The sequence below is a fragment of the Chryseobacterium ginsengisoli genome (assembly GCF_039542325.1).
Taxonomy (GTDB): domain Bacteria; phylum Bacteroidota; class Bacteroidia; order Flavobacteriales; family Weeksellaceae; genus Chryseobacterium; species Chryseobacterium ginsengisoli.
This window is the reverse complement of sequence record NZ_BAABHX010000011.1, coordinates 1-20,486: the sequence shown is the minus strand read 5'-3', so window position 1 is coordinate 20,486 and position 20,486 is coordinate 1. Positions and strand designations below refer to the sequence as shown.

General features: G+C 32.4%; 22 protein-coding genes and 1 other RNA gene. 2 read left to right on the top strand and 21 right to left on the bottom strand.

The features are described 5' to 3' along the window. Window positions 1–18: 18 nt before the first annotated feature. The 7 genes from ABD940_RS21885 to ABD940_RS21855 form a co-directional block, all read right to left on the bottom strand. Window positions 19–927: a hypothetical protein gene (locus ABD940_RS21885; protein WP_345208530.1), complete on the bottom strand. Its 909-nt coding sequence runs from the start codon at window positions 925–927 to the stop codon at window positions 19–21. A 16-nt stretch (window positions 928–943) separates the two neighbouring features. Then, window positions 944–2,659 carry a phospho-sugar mutase gene (locus ABD940_RS21880; protein WP_345208529.1) on the bottom strand — a complete coding sequence of 572 codons (1,716 nt, stop codon included), beginning with the start codon at window positions 2,657–2,659 and terminating at the stop codon, window positions 944–946. Window positions 2,660–2,803: 144 nt separating this feature from the next. Continuing rightward, window positions 2,804–3,412, bottom strand: coding sequence for a DNA topoisomerase IV subunit B family protein (locus ABD940_RS21875; RefSeq protein WP_345208528.1), 609 nt, complete (start codon window positions 3,410–3,412; stop codon window positions 2,804–2,806). A gap of 3 nt (window positions 3,413–3,415) precedes the next feature. Then, window positions 3,416–4,117, bottom strand: a complete 702-nt coding sequence (locus ABD940_RS21870; protein WP_345208526.1) for a GIN domain-containing protein — start codon at window positions 4,115–4,117, stop codon at window positions 3,416–3,418. Between the two features lie 7 nt (window positions 4,118–4,124). Beyond that, window positions 4,125–4,835: a DUF3667 domain-containing protein gene (locus ABD940_RS21865; RefSeq protein ID WP_345208525.1), complete on the bottom strand. Its 711-nt coding sequence runs from the start codon at window positions 4,833–4,835 to the stop codon at window positions 4,125–4,127. Between the two features lie 21 nt (window positions 4,836–4,856). Beyond that, window positions 4,857–5,807 (bottom strand): glycosyltransferase family 2 protein, encoded by a 951-nt coding sequence (locus tag ABD940_RS21860; RefSeq protein ID WP_345208524.1) that lies wholly within the window; start codon window positions 5,805–5,807, stop codon window positions 4,857–4,859. Window positions 5,808–5,824: 17 nt separating this feature from the next. Beyond that, window positions 5,825–6,424, bottom strand: coding sequence for a DUF4199 domain-containing protein (locus ABD940_RS21855; RefSeq protein ID WP_345208523.1), 600 nt, complete (start codon window positions 6,422–6,424; stop codon window positions 5,825–5,827). Window positions 6,425–6,555: 131 nt separating this feature from the next. Here ABD940_RS21855 and ffs point away from each other — a divergent pair. Next, window positions 6,556–6,652, top strand: an RNA gene (gene ffs / locus ABD940_RS21850) — signal recognition particle sRNA small type. 105 nt (window positions 6,653–6,757) lie between these two features. Here ffs and ABD940_RS21845 read toward each other — a convergent pair. From ABD940_RS21845 to gyrA, 6 genes are all read right to left on the bottom strand, one after another. After that, on the bottom strand, window positions 6,758–7,444 hold the full coding sequence (locus ABD940_RS21845; protein ID WP_345208521.1) for a metal-dependent hydrolase: 687 nt from the start codon (window positions 7,442–7,444) through the stop codon (window positions 6,758–6,760). A gap of 132 nt (window positions 7,445–7,576) precedes the next feature. After that, window positions 7,577–8,023 carry an SRPBCC family protein gene (locus ABD940_RS21840; RefSeq protein WP_345208520.1) on the bottom strand — a complete coding sequence of 149 codons (447 nt, stop codon included), beginning with the start codon at window positions 8,021–8,023 and terminating at the stop codon, window positions 7,577–7,579. Between the two features lie 11 nt (window positions 8,024–8,034). Then, window positions 8,035–8,964, bottom strand: coding sequence for a 1,4-dihydroxy-2-naphthoate octaprenyltransferase (gene menA / locus ABD940_RS21835; RefSeq protein WP_345208519.1), 930 nt, complete (start codon window positions 8,962–8,964; stop codon window positions 8,035–8,037). Window positions 8,965–9,034: 70 nt separating this feature from the next. Continuing rightward, window positions 9,035–9,871 carry a 1,4-dihydroxy-2-naphthoyl-CoA synthase gene (locus ABD940_RS21830; RefSeq protein WP_259106528.1) on the bottom strand — a complete coding sequence of 279 codons (837 nt, stop codon included), beginning with the start codon at window positions 9,869–9,871 and terminating at the stop codon, window positions 9,035–9,037. 422 nt (window positions 9,872–10,293) lie between these two features. Then, on the bottom strand, window positions 10,294–11,322 hold the full coding sequence (locus ABD940_RS21825; RefSeq protein ID WP_345208517.1) for a tetratricopeptide repeat protein: 1,029 nt from the start codon (window positions 11,320–11,322) through the stop codon (window positions 10,294–10,296). Window positions 11,323–11,351: 29 nt separating this feature from the next. Further along, entirely contained in the window at window positions 11,352–13,946 is a 2,595-nt protein-coding gene (gene gyrA, locus ABD940_RS21820) for a DNA gyrase subunit A (RefSeq protein ID WP_345208515.1), read from the bottom strand. Window positions 13,947–14,094: 148 nt separating this feature from the next. Here gyrA and ABD940_RS21815 point away from each other — a divergent pair, with 148 nt between their 5' ends. Beyond that, on the top strand, window positions 14,095–14,409 hold the full coding sequence (locus ABD940_RS21815; RefSeq protein WP_345208514.1) for a DUF4286 family protein: 315 nt from the start codon (window positions 14,095–14,097) through the stop codon (window positions 14,407–14,409). An 87-nt stretch (window positions 14,410–14,496) separates the two neighbouring features. On the opposite strand, the gene ABD940_RS21810 is transcribed toward ABD940_RS21815, so the two are convergent. The 8 genes from ABD940_RS21810 to ABD940_RS21775 form a co-directional block, all read right to left on the bottom strand. After that, window positions 14,497–14,685 carry a hypothetical protein gene (locus tag ABD940_RS21810; protein ID WP_345208513.1) on the bottom strand — a complete coding sequence of 63 codons (189 nt, stop codon included), beginning with the start codon at window positions 14,683–14,685 and terminating at the stop codon, window positions 14,497–14,499. 102 nt (window positions 14,686–14,787) lie between these two features. Beyond that, window positions 14,788–14,994, bottom strand: a complete 207-nt coding sequence (locus tag ABD940_RS21805; RefSeq protein ID WP_345208511.1) for a hypothetical protein — start codon at window positions 14,992–14,994, stop codon at window positions 14,788–14,790. A 311-nt stretch (window positions 14,995–15,305) separates the two neighbouring features. Then, window positions 15,306–15,590 carry a hypothetical protein gene (locus ABD940_RS21800; RefSeq protein ID WP_345208510.1) on the bottom strand — a complete coding sequence of 95 codons (285 nt, stop codon included), beginning with the start codon at window positions 15,588–15,590 and terminating at the stop codon, window positions 15,306–15,308. A 107-nt stretch (window positions 15,591–15,697) separates the two neighbouring features. Beyond that, a complete protein-coding gene (locus tag ABD940_RS21795; protein WP_345208509.1) occupies window positions 15,698–16,192 on the bottom strand; it encodes a GNAT family N-acetyltransferase in 495 nt (164 codons plus the stop codon). Further along, window positions 16,193–16,708 carry a DUF421 domain-containing protein gene (locus ABD940_RS21790; RefSeq protein WP_345208508.1) on the bottom strand — a complete coding sequence of 172 codons (516 nt, stop codon included), beginning with the start codon at window positions 16,706–16,708 and terminating at the stop codon, window positions 16,193–16,195. A 143-nt stretch (window positions 16,709–16,851) separates the two neighbouring features. Further along, a complete protein-coding gene (locus ABD940_RS21785; RefSeq protein WP_345208506.1) occupies window positions 16,852–16,986 on the bottom strand; it encodes a bacteriocin-like protein in 135 nt (44 codons plus the stop codon). Window positions 16,987–17,120: 134 nt separating this feature from the next. Continuing rightward, on the bottom strand, window positions 17,121–17,525 hold the full coding sequence (locus ABD940_RS21780) for a hypothetical protein (RefSeq protein ID WP_345208505.1): 405 nt from the start codon (window positions 17,523–17,525) through the stop codon (window positions 17,121–17,123). A gap of 235 nt (window positions 17,526–17,760) precedes the next feature. Next, window positions 17,761–20,486: leucine-rich repeat protein (locus ABD940_RS21775; RefSeq protein WP_345208504.1), on the bottom strand; the 2,726-nt coding region annotated here is incomplete at its 5' end.

Sequence of the window (20,486 nt, the reverse complement as noted above, 5' to 3'; positions counted from 1 at the left end):
TTTTATTTATAAATTTATTTAATATTTTCTTTCGATATTAATCTTTTTATGAACCTCTTCTTCAGGAACTTTTGCATCAAAAAGACTCATTACTTCTTTTGATTTTCTGGCAACATCTGAATTCGGATACTTTTTTATGATCCTGTTGAATTCTTCCCTGTTTTCATCATATATCGTTCCGTCAGAATACTCATGAGTCGGCGTATTATCCATCCCGAATAAATAATCGTACAAATAATTATTGTACATTTCTTTTACCCTGGAAATTAAAGGACTTGTAGGATATTTCTTTATGAAATTCTCCCAAAACACTGTTCTTTCTCCCAATTCCTTCCAAGAAATCGCTAATCCTGCATCTGCTGAATAAAGACCTTCGCTCTCTTCCGATATCTGCTCAATATAAGTATTATAATCAGGAGTTACTTTATCTTTAAATATAGAAAAATAATGATTAGGCAATGACCAGATTTCGGTGTAACCTTCTCCTACTTCTCTAAATTCAAGACCTCCTTTCTTAAGTTCGTCACTCAGTTTCTTTACATTTTCAGGAAACTTGTAGCCGTTACTTTCGGAATCATAATAATTAATATATTCCTCTAAGACCTTACTCAAATTTTCACTTAAACAAACTGTGTAATTATTACGAATTTTTAAATAATCTTCGTATAATTTATCATTCTGTTCAGGCGAATTCTGAGCAATTTCTTTTTCCGTTTTATATTGATACCATTGAAGAGCTGCAATATAATCTTCCGTTTTATTTTTAGAAGAACATGCAGTGTCAATGGGTTTAAACGAATCTTCTCTCGTTTTTATTTTTGAAATTGTATCTTTTTCAATCTTTCCTGCGGAAGTTTTTGAAGTTTCTTTTTTACAGGAAAAAATAGAAATCAACAGAATAAAAGCCGCTAAACTCTTTTTTATCATTAAGATAGTTTTGAAATTAATCTAACTTCAAATCTTTTCTTACTTCTTCAATTTTTGCTTCCAAAGATTTCAATTTATCTCTGAAATCCGCTTCAGAAGTAACTGAATCTTTTACCGAAATATAAAATTTAATCTTCGGTTCTGTTCCTGAAGGTCTTACACAAACTTTCGTTCCGTCCTGAGTGTAATAGATCAATACATTCGATTTTGGAATGTCGTTCATTACTTCCTTTTCTCCTTTTGAAACGATGAAATTTGTCTGTTCTTTGAAATCCTTAACTTCTTCAACCAATGAACCAGCCAATTCTTTCGGAGGGTTTTCACGGAAATTCTTCATCATATTCTGAATTTCTTCCGCTCCGTCTCTTCCTTTTCTTACCAAATTCACCAAACCTTCGTAATACATTCCGGTTTCCTGATAAATTTCGATAAGATATTGATACATCGTTCTTCCGTTAGCTTTACACCAAGCTGCAATTTCACAGGCAAGGACAATACTTCCACAAGAATCTTTATCGCGAACAAAATCTCCCGTCATGAATCCGAAACTTTCTTCGCCCCCGCAAATGAATTTTTCTTTTCCTTCAACATCACGAATCATTTTTCCGATCCATTTGAACCCTGTTAATCCAGCTTTACACTGAACACCGAATTTCTGAGCAATATCAAAGAAAATATCTGAAGTTACGATTGTAGAACCGATGAATTCTTTTCCTGTGATTTTATCCTGTTTTCTCCACTCATTCAAAATATAATACGTTAAGATTGTATTACATTGATTTCCATTCAATAATTCAATTTCACCATCCAGATTTCTTACTGCGATTCCCAATCTGTCACCATCAGGATCTGTCCCGATAACGATATCTGCATTGGTAATTTTTGCAAGATCCATGGCCATTTCCAACGCTGCAGGTTCTTCAGGGTTTGGAGAATCTACCGTCGGGAAATTTCCGCTAGGAATCATTTGTTCCTTAACTAAATCGATTTTCTTAAAACCTGCTTTTTCCAAAGCTCTCGGAACCGTTGTATAAGTCGTTCCGTGAATCGATGTGAAAACGATATTTAAATTTTCTTTTCCAACGTTCTGATAGGTAGAATTTTCGATACAAGCATCGATGTAAACTTCATCCTGCTCTTCTCCGATCCATTCGATCAAATCATCGTTTCCGTCAAATTTAATCTCATCAAATTTCACAGAATATACTTCATTAATGATAGCTTCATCATGTGGCGGAACGATTTGCGCGCCGTCATTCCAATATACTTTATAACCGTTGTATTCAGGTGGATTGTGAGAAGCTGTCAACACAATTCCTCCATTACATTTTTTGTCACGAACGGTGAAAGATAATTCCGGAGTCGGTCTGTGATCTTTGAAAAGCAACACTTTAATTCCGTTTGCCGTCAAAACATCTGCAACCAATTTTCCAAATTCTCTTGAGTTATGTCTTACGTCATAAGCAATCGCAACACTAATTTCTTCTCCTTGAAACTGCTTTAACATATAATTCGCAAGTCCCTGTGTAGCTTGACCTAACGTGTATTTATTTAAACGATTGGTTCCAACACCCATAATTCCTCTCATACCTCCTGTTCCGAATTCCAACTCTCTGTAAAAAGAGTCTTCCAAATCCGGAGAATTGCTATCAATTAGCAATTGAACTGCATCTCTTGTTTCCTTATCGAATGTGTCGCTTAACCAAAGTTTTGCTTTTTCTAATGTTGACATATTTGTATTTCTATTTTGTAATTTTAGTTCTAATTTATCTTTTTATTGTTTTTTTGTACGCTGTCATTTCGACGAAAGGAGAAATCTATTCCTATTAAAAAAGATTCTTCACTCCACTTCGTTTCGCTCTGAATGACACTCTTTTTACTGATTAAATTTAATTTCCAAATTTGGTAATCTTTCTTTCAATGAATTTAATTTTAATTGTAAATCATTTAATTCAAATACAGAATCTTCAAAAATATCTTTGCTTATTTCAAAACTTATTGTTGTTGAATCTTCTAAAATATTAGTTTCAGAAATTTCTTTAAAAACTATTTTTCCTTTTTCGAAAATAAAATAACCTTTTTGTTTGTTCCAGCTTGTTTTTAATTCACATTTTTCTGAAACTGTATTAATTATTGCCATCCCAACTCGGCAAAATTCATCTCCAACTTCTAAATGCTTTTTTTCGTTGCTACAAGCTCCTATTTTTGTCATAATGCATTCAGCTTTAGTTAAATCCCAAGATTTTTCCAAAGACATTCCTGCATTATATTTTACATTTAATGAATTTTTTTCGGCATTAATAATGATTTCAGTGCAATTATCATCAAAATATTCATCAATAGCATGACATAAAGATCCAAATACAAGAGAATTTAAATTGTTTTCTTTAAAACAATCTTCAAAATAAAGTTGAGGACGAAGCCTTACATGCTCCATTCCTTCTAAAGTTTGAATATCACTCGCTGTATATTGTTTCTCTTCCAAATTTTAATCCAGTTTTTTATTCTCTACTCTTGTATCTTTATCTATTTTAAATGCACGGATCGGGTCATTATAATAAATAAATTTAGCAGTATTCTGAACATGTCCTTTTAATGAATCTTTTACATTAACTTCTGCATAATTCCCATTTTTAGAATCAATATTCAGGTTGTCGATTTTCCAATAAGGAGAAATTAAACTTGCTGTATCAGAGATCTTTATCACTGCATCTTTGGTTTGACCTAAAAAGTTGGCTCTGCTTCTGTTAAGCATTTCAACTTCTGCCCTTCTTGTGTTTACCGAACCCATAAAAGTAGCATAATTTTTTAAATTAAGCTTAAAATTATCGGTCTTAATTTCACTCGAAATATTCATTTCCACAGAATCCGAAATCGAAACTTTTTCAAGATTATATTTGGAATAAATTGTTACATTATAGAAATCTACACCTTTTGTTCCTCTTTTTTCCTTGATAGAAAGTGTTTTGTCCTTCACATCAACATCAAGATTATCAGCAACATTGGGATAAGTTTCTATTTCCACGAAATTTTTTGTTCCTCTTGCATAAAATACACGAAATTTTCCGTCAAGATCAAGATTTACAAATTCTGAAACATCCACATCTTTCGTTTCAATCTTTCCTTTCGGTGAAACTTTTCCGCAGGAAACTACCGCCACCAATATAAATGCGTAAAATATATTTTTCATATTCAATTTAAAATATTTCATATAAAATCAAACTTATTACTGTACTTTCTATTCCCATTAAAACATAAAGAACTGATACTCTCCACAGTAAACCTGGTTTTGAGTATGAATTTTTAAAAGCATTCCAATAAGTAATTGCCGGGAAGAGAATAGAAAGACCGAATATGATTTTGTCGATGACCTCGAAAATCTTTGAAACAGGTTTCCACAAACCTATCAAACTTACGATATCATCCAACAAAAATATGATTAAAATTCCTAAAAGACTAACGGTTCCGATGATAAAATGTTCTGCAATGTTCAATTTTATTCTTTTAAATAAAAAATAAGCATTGATTGCAAGCATCGGAATGATCACAAATAAAATCGTTTTGGAATATTTTGAGAAAAAATCTTTTATCTCAGAATCATTTGCGAGAATTTCAGGAGGTGCAAATTTCTCGTAATAATGTAAACCTAATACATTGAAACTAAAAAGAATCAGTAACAACGATATAAAATTGTTGTATCTGATTCTTTTTCCTGAAATATAATCCATCGCCGTTTTTCCGGGTCTGAACAAAATATCTTTTAAAGTCTGGAAAAATTTAGCTTCAACATGCCAAATTGATCCTAGAATATCATTTTTAAGTAAAGAATGTGGAGTTATTCTTGCTGTGTCGGCTTTCTGTCCGCAATGAGCACAAAACTCATCGGAGATTGAATGACCGCAGTTCAAACAACTTTTTTTATTCATTCATTAAATTACTTCGTCGATATTGTAATTTTTATGTTCTCTGTTCGTTCTGATGATCATTTCGCCTAAAAATCCTGCTATGAAAAGCAATGTTCCCATTATCATCATTGTTAAAGCGATGAAAAACCACGGATTATTAGTAATTAAATGTCCGTAAATTCCTCTTGCAACATCGATTAATTTTGAAATTCCCAACCAAAGAGCAGAAAGGAAACCAACGATAAACATTAAAGTTCCTACGGCTCCAAAAAAATGCATAGGCCTTCCCCCAAAACGGCTTACAAACCAAAGAGTTACCAAATCTAAGAACCCTCTGATAAATCTTTCCGTTCCAAATTTGGAAGTTCCGTAAGGTCTCGCCTGATGCTGAACTTCTTTTTCCGTAATTCTTCTGAAACCTGCATTTGCCGCCAAAACAGGAATGTAACGGTGCATATCTCCGTAAACATCAATTGTTTTTACAACCTGTTTTTTATACGCTTTTAAGCCACAATTAAAATCGTGAAGCTCAACTCCCGAAACTTTTCTTGCTGCTGCATTGAATAATTTTGACGGAACATTTTTCGTCATTACGTTATCAAAACGCTTCTTTTTCCACCCTGAAACAATGTCATAATTATCCTGAACGACCATTGAATACAATTCTGGAATTTCTTCCGGAAAATCCTGTAAATCAGCATCCATTGTAATAATTACATCTCCGTTTGTTCTTTCAAAAGCAGCATGTAGCGCCTGAGATTTTCCATAATTTTTGGAAAATTTTATTCCGTGGATCTGAGGATTTTGTACTTTTAAATTCTCAATAATACTCCACGACAAATCTGTACTTCCGTCATCTACAAACCAGATTTCATATGATAAACTGTTTGATCTGCAAACATTATCAATCCTTGAAAAAAGCTCTTCCAAAGAGGCTTCTTCATTCAATAACGGAATAACTATAGATAAATTCATTTAATTTTAATAAAAAATTATTCTTGATTTTGTTCTTCCTGATACATTGTTTTCGTTCTGAAAAACGCTCCGAAAAACACTGACAAAACTACATAAAATATAAGAATTGCCGCAAAATATCCTGAAAAATGACTTATTGTAAGCATATCTTTGCCTTTTACAGCTTCAGGAGAGAAACTTGGAAGCCTTTCTTTGTACTTCTGATCAAGCTCATCGATGTCTTTCTGATGCTTCAAAACCTTTCTGGCAGATTGGTATTCTTTATCCATTTCTGCTTTTTGTCTTGTTACATATTGGTAATTCAAAAGTTTTTTCGCATCTGTATCAACAAAGTTTAAAAATACAAAAATACTGAAAATAGAAAGAAATCCTCCGATAAACATTGGTTTAAAAGATCGTGAGAAAGCATCTTTAAAACTTACCTCTTTATGGCTGTTCCAATATGATTTCACAGACCAAAATGCTGTTCCAGCATATATTAATGGTAAAACGAAAGCATTGGATTTCAATGAAATATCAAAATAATTGATCCCTGAAAAAAATGTATACACTACAAAAAAAACGATCATTGTAGCGATAAATAATATAATTCCTAATGTTGTTGGACTTTTCGTCATATCTAAATTTTTTGAAAATTTTTGAAAAATTATTAAGCTGAATTTCAGCAATCTACCTCTATCAGCTTATTTTTTCAATTAATTTTCTGTAATAATGTTTTGAAGTTTATAAAATATTCCTACCTTTGCAACGGCAAGTCCTAAACAACCAGCTCCTGAGAATCCTCCAGGGTGGGAACGCAGCAAAGGTAATTGGTTGAGCGGTGTGATTTAGGTAGCTTGCCATTTTTTTTTGGTTTAAGTTGAAGAGAGGTAATTTGAAGATTATCTTTTTTTATGTCTAAACTTTCCAACATTTCTATTTTAATTTTCAAATTACCTTCCTTAATCTTATTAAAATTCGAACTCCTCTCCCAATTTTGGTAAAACAAGTTCTACATTTTTATCTGTAAAATGCTTTTGTGCACTCTCATGATTAATTTCAATTGCAGGAAAAGTATCAAAATGACATCCGATAACTTTCGGCGTTTTCAATAATTCTGCTGCTGCGAAAGCTGCTTTTCTAGGACACATTGTGTAGTGACTTCCGATTGGAAGGATAGAAAGATCTAAATTACCGTACAATCTTGGAAATAACTCCATATCTGCCATTACACCGGTATCACCTGCCAAATAAAGGTTTCTACCTTCAGGAAGTCTGAAAATATACCCTACAGGAACACCTCCGTAGCTTCCATCAGGGAAAGAACTTGTGTGGTGAGCCGGAACCATAGAAATTTTAAAATCATCGATTTTTGCCGATCCTCCTAAATTCACGTCATCTTTATTTTTTGCACTTTTAAAATATGCGCAGATTTCCGGAACAGCGATAATCGTTGCTTCAGGGTGAAACTGCAATACTTCTTCTACATCTGCAATGTGATCTCCGTGAGCGTGAGTCAATAAAATATAATCGATTTTCTGAGCAGAAATATCAAACCCTGATTCTGCTTTTTTATAGTTGTAGAAGGGGTCGCATAAAATCGTTTTGTCTTTGTAAGTGAACAAAAAACAGTTTTGTCCTAGATATTGTATTTTCATTTTTAATTTATTTTTTGAATGTTTATTTAATAAAAATTCTTCAACAAGCTCGACACGACAACGCTAATACTTACTGTTTTTATTCATAAAGTTTTAACAGTGTCATGCTGAACCTCTCGAAGCATCTTATTTTTATTTTGAAGGAAATTTATCCTCAATTAATCTCAAATTAATCCCGTGTTCAAGATAAGCTTTGCAGCCATCAAGAACCGTTGTGAAACCATCTGTATTATCATTAATAATTTTTAAAAGATCTTCTCCAGTTTGAGAATATCCGTAGCTTTTAATGACAACCAACGTTCCTTTTTCCATTTCTTTGAATTCGTAATCTACATTCGTTGATGGTTCTCCCCACTCTGTTTTTATCGACTGGTTTTGAACTATTTCAAGAACTTTAACGTTCGTTTTTGCTCCATACATTTCCCATTCCCATGTCAAAGTTTTGCCTTCTTCCAATTTTCCTGTTGATTTTGTAAACCAGAAATTGGTCGTTACTTCAGGATTGATGAATGCTTCAAAAACATCTTCAATCGGCTTTCTGATAAGCATTTGAGCTTGAACGTAGATATTCGAATTCATCATTTTATATTTTAATGAAAAAAGTTTAGTCCGAAAGCGGTAAGAACTGCCATTGCGAAAGTTAAGAGTCCGACTTGTTTCAAGAAAGGATCAAGTTCTTTCGGGTTCTTTATCGTCATGATTTGTCTTCTGACTTTCATTAATGGAAGCATCAAAATCATCACGATGAAAACATAATAATTCTGAGTCTGGAAAAATCCATTGATTCCAAAAAACATTAAGATAAATATCAAAGGAAGATTTAATAAAACCATTTCATAGATCATTGCATTTTTGAAGCCTATTCTTAATGCAAAGCTATTTTTTCCTGATAATTTATCACTTTCTATGTCTCTCATGTTGTTTAAGTTTAAAACAGCCATACTCATCATTCCGACTGCTGCTCCAGGTAATAACATGTCCCAACTAAATGTTTTTGTAAACAAAAAGTAACTTCCGCAAACAGAAACCAAACCAAAAAAGATAAATACGAAAAGATCTCCCAATCCCATATATCCATAAGGTTTTTTACCTACTGTGTAACCAATCGCAGCCAAAATACAAGCCACTCCCAATCCGATGAAAATATAAAATTCATTCATATATTTTGGGAAGAAAGCAACGTATAAAAGTGCAATTGTCGCCACAAAAGATAAAATCGAGAAAAGAATTACTGCATTTCTCATTTGTTTTGCTGTAATTTTCCCTGATGCAACCGCTCTTGATTCTGCTTCTGTTGCTCTTTTTGCATCTGTTCCTTTTACACCGTCTCCATAGTCATTCGCATAGTTGGAAAGAACCTGATAGAGCAAAGTCACGACCAATGCCAATGCAAAGATCTTCCAGTCCCAAATTCCGCCTTCACCATAAAGCCTCCATTTTGCAATGAAAGCTCCCATTATAATTCCGCTTAACGAAAGCGGTAAAGTTCTTAGCCTTGCGGCTTGAATCCAATCTTTCATAGTTATAATTGATAAGCGATAATTGATAAATGATACACCAACGATCATTTATCAATTATCATTTATATTTTTAAGATATCCATTTATCTTTTCCGAAATCCGGCTTTCTTTTTTCCAAGAATGCGTTTCTTCCTTCCTGAGCTTCTTCCGTCATGTACGCTAAACGAGTTGCTTCACCTGCAAAAACCTGCTGACCAACCATTCCGTCGTCTGTAAGGTTCATTGCGAATTTCAGCATTCTGATAGAAGTCGGAGATTTTGCTAAAATTTCCTGAGCCCATTCGTAAGCTGTATCTTCTAATTCGTCGTGAGGAATTACAGCATTTACCATTCCCATTTCGAAAGCTTCCTGAGCGGAATAATTTCTACCTAAAAAGAAAATTTCACGAGCTTTTTTCTGTCCAACCATTTTTGCTAAATATGCTGAACCGTAACCTCCATCAAAACTTGTAACGTCTGCATCTGTCTGCTTGAAAATAGCGTGTTCTTTACTTGCCAAAGTCAAATCACAAACTACATGAAGAGAGTGACCTCCACCAACAGCCCATCCAGGAACAACCGCAATCACAGCTTTTGGCATAAAACGAATTAAACGCTGAACTTCCAAAATATTCAAACGGTGTCTTCCATCTTCACCTACATAGCCTTGATGTCCTCTTGCTTTTTGATCTCCTCCACTGCAAAAAGCCCAACCTCCGTCTTTCGGACTTGGCCCCTCTCCTGAAAGCAATACAACCCCAATTGAAGGGTCTTCTGAAGCATCATAAAAAGCATCATATAATTCTGAAGTAGTTTTGGGTCTGAAAGCGTTGCGAATTTCCGGTCTGTTGAAAGCAATTCTCGCTACACCATTACATTTTTTGTACGTAATATCTTCGTATTCCTTGACGGTTTTCCACTCGATCATTTTTGTAAAAATTTTTCTCAAAGATACGGAATTGCAGAGAATTTTAACATTGATTTTTGATGATAAATCTTGGGAATTTTAGTCTGACTTTTAGCTGTTTTTGATGATTAAAATTATTTTTAATACAAAGTTTGCAAAGATTTTTTTGATTACTGAGTATTTTTAATTTACACAAAGGCGTTTCATTTAAAAAATGAACACGAAGTTTAATGGGAAAATGGGTGTTTGAAGGAAGAATTTTAACAAAAAAACAGATTCTTCACTACGCTTTGCTTCGTTCTGAATGACAGGGCGATAATAGAAAACTATTAGGAAAATTTTGGCTAGATGTCAGTTATTGAAAACGTAATAAAGTCCGTTCCTATTTAATAAAAAAAGCCGGAACAAATTGCTCCAGCTTCTTTATTTTTAAATGAAAATAATTACTGCTTAGGCTTTAATTCAGCTTCTTTAGCTTTCATTTCATTATACTTAGCTGTATTCTTAGTTGTGTTGTAAATGTCTTTCAATGTCTGAACAGCATTAATATCTGTCGGCATTGCCTGAAGCCATTTTTCACCGTAAGGTATTGCTTTGTTGAATCTTTCTTTTCTTGCTTCAATTAATTTTGTAGCATCATCCGGCTTAGTTTTTCTCAATGCATTGATCTCGTTTACAGCTTTTTCATCATCACCGATAACTGCGTAAACCAAGTTTTGATATGCATTAGAGAAATCAGCTTTAAGCTCGATAGCCTTTTGGAAAGAAGCAATTGCATCACTTACTGTTTCCGGATTTTTAGACTGAAGAACTCCTAGATTGTACCAGTTTTCAGCATCATTAGGGTTTTTCGCTAACTGTTCTTTCAAATTAGCCATGAATTTATCCGTGTTCCCAGATGCATATAAAGCCGTTCCCTGATATTGCTTTAATTTAGTATTATTAGGGAATTTTGCCAATCCTTTTTCAATAATCGCTAAAGCTTCGTCATTTTTCTTGGCATTCAATAATAAAGTTGACAAAGTTTCATACAAATCTGATTCTACGCTTGGAGACTGCTCAGTTTTGAAATCTGAATAATCTTTTGAAGAAGTTTTTTTCAACAATTCCCAAGTTTTCTGATCATAATTTACAACCTGACCTGTTTTATTGTCTTTTGCAGTATAAGTAGTTTCAACACCTGTATAACCAGAATTGATCAAATCCGTATATATTTTTGTAGCCTGAGGAATGTCATTTGCCAAAGCATAATTAAGACCCGAGTAATACATATATACTTTATTATCCTGTCCGCTTGTTTTTAGCAAGTTGTAAACTTCCATAAACTTAGGAGCGGCAACTGCATAATTTTTTGCATTATATGCATCCATTGCTGCTTTGTTAGCATCTTGTAGCTTAGCGTTTGCATCATCTTTTTGTCCAAAAGCAAAAGCTGAGGCAACGATAGCCATACCCAAAATTAGCTTTCTCATAATCACTATTTTATATTAATTGTACAATATTATTCTTCCGAATCAGAATTCTCAGCCTCTTCAGTAGGATCTTCGTTTTCTACGTGAGGTGTTGGTTCTGTATTGCTTTCTTGGTTATCAGTTACAGTTTCTATTCCTTCTTCATTTTCTTCAGAATCTTCTTCCACTACATCTCTATCCATTTCTACTTTTGCAATCGCTGCAATTTCGTCATTTTTCTTAAGGTTGATCATTCTTACTCCCTGAGTATTTCTACCCATCACTCTCATCTCATCCATATTCATACGAATTGCAACACCAGATTTATTGATAATCATCAATCCATCTTCATCTGTTACGTTTTGAATAGCGATTAGATTTCCGGTTTTCTCAGTAATATTTAAAGTGATAACTCCTTTTCCTCCTCTGTTCGTTTCTCTGTAGTCTAAAACAGCCGTTCTTTTTCCGTATCCTTTTTCAGATACCACAAGAACCGTATCATTTTCGAGATCATTCACAACAATCATACCAATTGCCTCATCATTATCTTCCATGCTGATACCACGAACACCGATAGAACCTCTGCCTACTTCTCTTACTTTTTCTTCAGGGAAACGGATACATTTACCATTTTTAGTAGCAATCATGATCTGAGAAGTCCCGTTTGTTAAGTAAGCACCCAACAATTGGTCATTATCTCTAATTTCAATAGCATTTACACCGTTTACTCTTGGTCTTGAATAAGCTTCCAATGATGTTTTCTTGATCGTCCCGTTTTTAGTAACCATCACAACGCTCATTTGATTTACGTATTCAGAATCTTTTAAGTTATTGGTTCTGATGTATGCTTTAATCTTATCGTCCGGTTCAATGTTGATTAAGTTCTGTACCGCTCTTCCTTTCGCCGTTTTAGAACCTTCAGGAATTTCAAATACTCTTAACCAGTAACATCTACCTTTTTCTGTGAAGAATAACATATATTGGTGGTTCGTTGCAGAAACAATGTACTCCAAGAAATCTGAATCTCTTGTCGTCGCTGCTTTATTTCCTACACCACCTCTACTTTGGATTTTATATTCTGAAAGTAAGGTTCTCTTTACATATCCTGCGTGAGAGATCGTAAGAACTACGGATTCGTTTGGAATAATATCTTCAATAGACATTTCTCCTCCTGAATAATCGATTTCCGTTCTTCTTTCGTCACCGTATTTTTCTCTTACTTCAATTAATTCATCCTTAATGATCTGGAATCTTCTTGGCTCATTTGCCAAAATATCTTCTAGATCTGCAATTTCTTTCATGATTGTATCATACTCATCGCGGATTTTATCTAGTTCCATTCCTGTCAAACGAGCAAGACGAAGATCTAGAATTGCCTGAGCTTGAATTTCAGATAAATCAAATTCCTCAATAATTCCTTCTTTCGCAGCTTGTGGATTGGCACTGTGACGAATAATAGCAATTGCTTTATCTAAAGAATCCTGAGTTCCAATCACTTTCATGAAACCTTCTAAGATATGAGCTCTTTCCTTCGCTTTTCTAAGCTCGTACTGAGTTCTTCTTACAATTACTTCATGTCTGTGTTCAACAAAATGGTGGATAATATCTTTTAGATTTAATTGTTCCGGTCTTCCATGTACCAAAGCAATATTGTTAACACTAAAAGATGTCTGAAGCGCAGTATATTTATATAATAAGTTTAAAACTACATTAGGAATGGCATCATTTTTCAATTCATAAACCACACGAAGACCTCTTCTATCAGATTCATCTCTGATTTCGTAGATTCCTGTAATTTTTTCGTCTTTTACCAATTCCGCTGTTCTGGCAATCATCTCAGCTTTGTTGACTTGATAAGGAATTTCAGTAACGATAATTGCATTTCTGTTTCCGATTTCCTCAAAGGCAACTTTAGCTCTAAGAACTACTCTACCTCTACCTGTATGGAAAGCATCTCTTACACCATCATAACCGTAGATGATACCACCTGTAGGAAAATCCGGAGCAATGATATGCTGCATTAATTCATCAATTGTGATCTCTCTGTTATCAATATAAGCACAGATTGCATTTACAGCCTCTGTTAAATTGTGAGGAGCCATGTTTGTCGCCATACCTACCGCAATACCTGAAGTTCCGTTTACCAATAGGTTTGGAATTTTTGAAGGCATCACTGTCGGTTCAGTCAAACTATCATCGAAGTTATTCTGGAAATCTACCGTTTCTTTGTCAAGGTCTGAAAGTACCTCATCAGAGATTTTTTTCAATCTTGCTTCGGTGTAACGCATTGCTGCAGGAGGGTCACCATCCATCGAACCGAAGTTCCCCTGTCCGTCAACCTGAGGGTAACGTAAGCTCCAATCCTGAGCCATTCTTACCATTGCATCATAAACTGAGGAGTCTCCGTGTGGGTGATATTTACCCAAAACGTCCCCAACAATTCTGGCAGATTTTAAATATTTTCTATTAGAAAAAACCCCTAATCCATACATACCATAAAGCACTCTTCTATGAACAGGTTTCAAGCCATCTCTTACATCCGGTAATGCTCTGGAAACAATAACGGACATCGAATAATCGATATAAGATGATTTCATTTCATCAACAATGTTGATAGGAATCAATCTTTCTCCTTCTTTTTGCATAAACAAATTTTATTATAATGATTGTCAGACCCTTAGCTGTATGTCTGAAAATTATCTATTTCGTTTTTTTATTAACGTGCTAATTTACGAAAAATTTGTCGATTTTTGCCTTAGAATTTAACCAAAAAATCTTAAAAATTCATAAAATATGAGCGTATTAAGTATAACTTTCCACTGCACGAAAGATAATCTGGAAGAATGGGAAAATTATATGGACGAAACACTGGTTTTAATGACAGAAAACCTACTGGATGTCAATAAATATATTCTTTCCGAAGTCCACAGTGATTATATTGAAGATGGAAAAAATTACAATCTTCTTTTAATTTTTGACAACGATGATCTTCGTCAAGATTTCATCAAAAGCGAAATGCTGAATATTGCGGAAATAGTTGAAAAGAAATTCGGACAAGAGGTTATGATCTTTAATACTTTCCTTAATCCGAAGAAATCGAGATTATAAATTTAATGATAAGGCTAAGTTTGAGAGTTAGTTTTAAATAAAATAAAAGTCCTGAATAATTTTCAGGACTTTTTCTATGATGTAAAATTATGATATTTTGTTCATAGATTTTCTTTCAAAAATTAAGTCTGTTTGAGATTGATTTAAATTCTTCTCTAGCATTCCATGAGGTCTTCTTGGAGGTTCAGGAGGTCGTGGTGGTCTTGGAGGCGGATGACACGCACTCGTTGCATAAGCCAATACAAATGCTCCGAAAATTTTAAGTAAAGATTTCATATCGTTTTATTTTTTGGTTTAGATAAACTAACCAATACCGATGCCAAATCATAAAAAAGAAAAGCATTGAATATTTTATTTCAATGCTCTTTATGATCTAAATTACCATCTATGATGTCTAAAACCTCTGTGATATCCATTATGATATCCTCCATGACCGCTATTATAGACATATACTCTGTCAACATATCTGGGTCCGTACATTCTGTGTCCTACCGGAACTCTCCCTACATAGTTCTCACGAACCATACATGAGGTAAGGCTAAAAAATAATACCATTACACTCATGATTTTTATTACATTTTTCATCTTGTCATTTTTTTCAACTTCAGTATATGAAAGATCAAGAGAAATGCCCAAGAGTATATTTAATTATTAAAATTAAATTAAATTTTATGACGGAATATTTTTACTAGCCCCGATTGGAACGACATCCTTTTTGGTTGCGGCGGAGCGAAGCGGAGCCGTAACCAAAAAGATACAGTGGAAAGCGGGAAAAAGCTCCTAATAAAAAGAAAAATTGTTTTCCTCTGAATAAATTACTTTTAAAAACCAATACCTACAAATTAGATAAAATCACAAAAAAATGACTGTTAAAAAAACAGCCATTTATATTATTTCTATAATCTTACAACAACTACCGGTCTACTGTGATAAACACGGTGAGGTCTGTGAGAATAATATCTGTGTCTTACAGGTCTATAATAATGTCTCTTATAGTAATGCCTTGGAGCCCTGTGATAAGCAACCGGTCTGTAATGTGGTCTGTGTGGACCATGATAATAATGTCCTTTCGGACCGTGACCATATCCATGACCACGTCCTCTCTGAAGTGGAGATGCATTGTAGAAAGCAAAGGAAAAGACGATCAGGAAAAATCCTACTATTTTCGTTACCATTTTCATAATTAAACTATTTTCAAATTACATTACGAAAACTTACAATACTAATGCCAATAATCCTTTATCAGTTGGTTTAAGATAATTTTTAAGAAACTTTAGTACTTTTTATGTTAAAGAATAGTTTCACTTCTTCTTTCCAGCATAATTACGTCTTTCCATTCACCGTTAAGCTTTCCTATTTTCTTTCTTGTTCCGACAGTTCGAAAGCCGTTTTTCTGATGCGCTTTTAATGCTCCTTCATTTTCCGGGAAGATATTCGTCTGCAAAGTCCAGAATCCGTGGTTTTCGCTGTCTAAAATCATCTTTTTAAGCAAAACCGACCCCAAACCTTTCCCCTGATAATTATTCTCAAAATAAATACTTACTTCTGCTACTCCCTTGAAGCTTTCTCTTTTACTCACAGGTTTCAACGCGCACCAACCGACAACTTCATTTGTTTCATTTTCCAAAACCCAGCGACAATCATTGAAAAAATCCATATTCCAGGCTTCAGCAGTGGGAACTGTTGTTTCGAATGTGGCAATTCCACCTTCAACACCTTGCTTGAAAATTTCTAAAACTCTGGCTTCATCATGAGGAAGCATTTCTCTAAGTTCGTAATTCATTTATCTAAGATATTTTCGTTTGTTTTTTCTCTTGATTCTGGAATAGTGTGTCTGCTTATTCTTTTCATCCTCAGAAACTACACTTATATTTCCGTCGACTTCCAGAATGGAAAGCTTCACATTTTCAATTCCGTCAACGCCGTGTTCGCGAATGGCTTCTTCCAGTTCGTCTTTTGTAATCTTAACTTTATCTAAAGCCTGCTCGTCAATTTTCCCGTCCTTAATTAAAATAACAGGATCTTCTTCCAAAAAACTTTCGAATTTTCTATTGGAAAACATTAATCTTTTAACAATAAAATTTGCCGCAAAAAGCACCAAAGCCGCGATCAATCCACCTTGAAGAGAAGTATCCTGACCAACCATTGCATTCTGAACAGCATTGGAAATCAGCAACAGCAACACCACATCTCCTGCATTAAGTTGAGAAAGCTGGTTTTTCCCAAACAAACGAATGGCAATTACCATAAAAATGTAAACGCAGAGTGAGCGTAAAACGACATCTAGAATAGGATTCACAATAGTTTTATTATACTATCAAATGTATTGAATTTTGTGAAAACTTTTGAAATTAGATCTTAGAAATTAAATGCCGGTTTTTTGTTTTACTTTTCTCAATAATCAGCAATAAAAAAACCGCTTCTAAAAGCGGCTTTAAATTGTTAAGGACAAGTACCAATCGGAACGGTACTGCAAACTGTTTTGCTTAATCTTTCACAGTAAACACAATATTGCTTTGGCGCTCCTCCGTATACGGACTTTAGTTCTGTTTTGGTTAATTTCTTTAAATTTTTCATATTGTTTTAATTTTGTGGATTCAATATAAAACGAAAATTAGTCTCTATTATTACAAGTTTATCTTTAAAATTTTCATAAAAAACAAAAGCCACACAGAATCTGCATGGCTTCAATATAAAAGATTTTATGAATATTATCTGTTATTGATATCCACTCTTACAGGCATTACGTAAGTAGAAGCAATCATATTTTCGTTTAATTTTTTGCTGTCTACTCTGTATTGAAGTTTGCTCAAAACGCTTTCAATTTCTTTGCTCACGTTTTTGCAGTCTCCCTTAGAATGAACGTTTACGATTTTCCCATTTTCTGCGATATCAAATTTCACTTCTGAATTTACAATTCCCTGCTTATAATCTGAATTGGTAAAATCAAAATTATCCATTAACAGGTTTCTGATTTCGCTGAAAGCATCGCTTTTATTCAACTGTACTTCCTGAATGGTGTTATTATTTGTAGTCTGTGCTTTTGCAGTGTTCATTACAGCCATAAATCCACAAACGAAAAGTGAAGCGATAAATATTTGAACTTTATTTTTCATAACTCTTTGGTTTTAAATGTTATATTAAACTTATTTACTATTTCTTTACCAAAGATATATAAAATTATTTACATTAATTTCACATACAATTAACATTGAGTTAACATTAGGATTTAAATTACTGATTTTCAGGATTATAAAATTTGAAAATTTTTGAAAATTTAATATTGGGAGGTGGATTTGGAAATAAAAAAGGCTAAAACAATAAAGTTTAGCCTTTTTATTTTAACCAAAATTAATTTAGAAATTGGGTAACATGATGCAATAAATTTAATAGTTTAGGAGTCTTCTCTGCAAACTCAACTCCTAAAAAAGTAATATTTTTCCAATCATTAAGTCTTTTTCCTAAATCAAAGATTGTATCATGCCATTTTTTTAATTTCATTTTAGATTCCTGAACTACTACTTCTGTTTCAGCTTCTTTTAATTCTATCAAATCTTTCATTCCTTCAGTAAAAATATCTTTCCACTCTTCATTCTCTATTTTTAATTGTTGAAATTCTTTTAGTATTTCTTCTGATTTTAAAATATCTGAGTTTGTTGAGTATGGATTAAAATTATTTGTATTATTTTCACCTCCAATTTGAACTCCATTTTGAATGGAGCTTTTTTCAATTTTAATTTGATCTCTCATAATAAGTTTTTTTATATAAATATTAGGCAATATTTTTCTAATATTTTCAATTTCTTCAGGATTTTTTTCTCCATTTTCGCCATATACAGCTCCTAAAAGAAGTCTTATTTCTATCTGTTCATCAGATTTGCTACATTCTATTTTTAATTTTCCTTTCTTTATTTTTCTTATAAGATCTTTTTCTCTATCATATAATTGCGGAGAATCAGTCTCTTTGCATTCGCTACAGTTACAAGGAATTAGCTCTGTAACCTCTAAATTATTGAACCATTCATTTTGTAATTTAAATAATTCTGATCTTAATTCATGTAAAAATTCTACCTCATTTTCCCCTTTGACGGTAATTTTAATATATTGATTGGCATCATTTTTTTCAAAATGTTCTGAAATTTTTGCCCATGTATCTCCTGATAATAAAATTCCTGCATTATTACATATTAGGTCATTGTAAATGTATTCACTTTTTCTAACCAAAATTCTTGGTATCAATCCTTTTGGAATTATTTCGTATTTAAAAATAATTTGTAATCCATCGGAAAAATCCAACTCATTTTTTGGTAGCTCATTTGGCATTAATAAAGGAATAAGATAGTCTTCATTATTATAAGTATAGCAAATATCATAATGATTTTTAAGCATTAAACGAAGTATATTATTTATTTCACTTAATGAATATGATTTAGTCTTTTTTTCTTGAATATTTTCCAGATAATTATTTAACCAATTTCTAGTAAATTTTCCATTTTGACTTTCTAATTCTTTACTAGTAATAACTCCGTATATAGCATCAATTAACCAATGTGGATTAAGAATAACAAGATGATTTAAAGAAATATCTTCCTCATAATAAATGATTTTTCCTACTAAATCTAAGTATTCTAAGGTTTTTTTAATTATCTTTGACTCTACATATCCAAGATCTTTACAGATTGATTCGAAATTTTCAATTGTTATATAATCTAAATTTTCTTTTTCTTTCTTTTCATCAAGTTTATCCGATATTGCTTTACAATACTTAGGATATTCTTCTCCAATATGTGGAAGTTTTAAAATATATCTATCAATATAATTTTTGAAATCAAAAAATCGATCCCTATCTTTTGATAAATTCAGATAAAATTCTTTAAAGAGAAAACCTAATTTTTTATACTGCTCAGAATTAAAATTACTACTTTCTGTTCTTCGATTAATCTGATTAAATAAAATCAAAACTTCATTATCACCTGTAAATAATTTTAATTTAGACATCCAATAACTGAAATTTGGATTGTCTTTTCTATTATCTGATACTAATATATATACTGCATTTCTTTTAAGAAAATATTGATGTAAATAATATTGTTTTTCCTGTCCTCCAAAATCCCAGATATTTACTTTTATATACTCTTCTTTTTTTGGAATTTGCACCGTATAATTAGAATGTATTTCTACACCTAAAGTTTCTTCTAGATACTCGTCAGGAATTTTATAGTTATTATCCAATAATTTTTTTCTAAGTGATGATTTTCCTTGTCTGGGATCTCCTACAATGAGCAATTTTGCTTCATACAGAGGTTCTGTTCCATACTTTTCTGCATCTTTAAACCACTCTATAATTTTTTCTTTTCCTTGAGTTACTATTTTTACAGGTGGTTTTCTTAGAGGATTATCTTCAAGAAAAATTTCTGAATAATATTTTTCATTATTAATACTTAATTCTTTTTTTAAAAATTGTAATAAGGGGTAAATATCATTGATTTGATTTTTAGATAAATCGATACTTAAAAGATGTTTTAATTCTTCCAAATTTTCAATTCTTGATATTTGATTTCTACCTAAATCAAGATTTGTAAGATTCTGTAATTCTACTAAATTTTCAATTTTTGATATTTGATTATTAAATAAGTTAAGATTTCTAAGACTTTGTAAATTTCCTAAATTTTCAATTCTTGATATCTGATTTCTACCTAAATCAAGATTTGTAAGATTCTGTAATTCTTCTAAATTTTCAATTCTTGATATTTTATTATTAAATAAATTAAGATTTGTAAGACTTTGTAAATTTCCTAAATTCTCTATTCTTGATATTTGATTTCCACCTAAATCAAGATTTGTAAGATTTTGTAATTCTCCTAAATTTTCAATTCTTGATATTTTATTATTAAATAAATTAAGATTTGTAAGACTTTGTAAATTTCCTAAATTCTCTATTTTTGATATCTGATTTCTACCTAAATCAAGATTTGTAAGATTTTGTAATTCTCCTAAATTTTCAATTCTTGATATTTTATTATTAAATAAATTAAGATTTTCTAAATCTCGTAAATTTCCTAAATTTTCAATTCTTG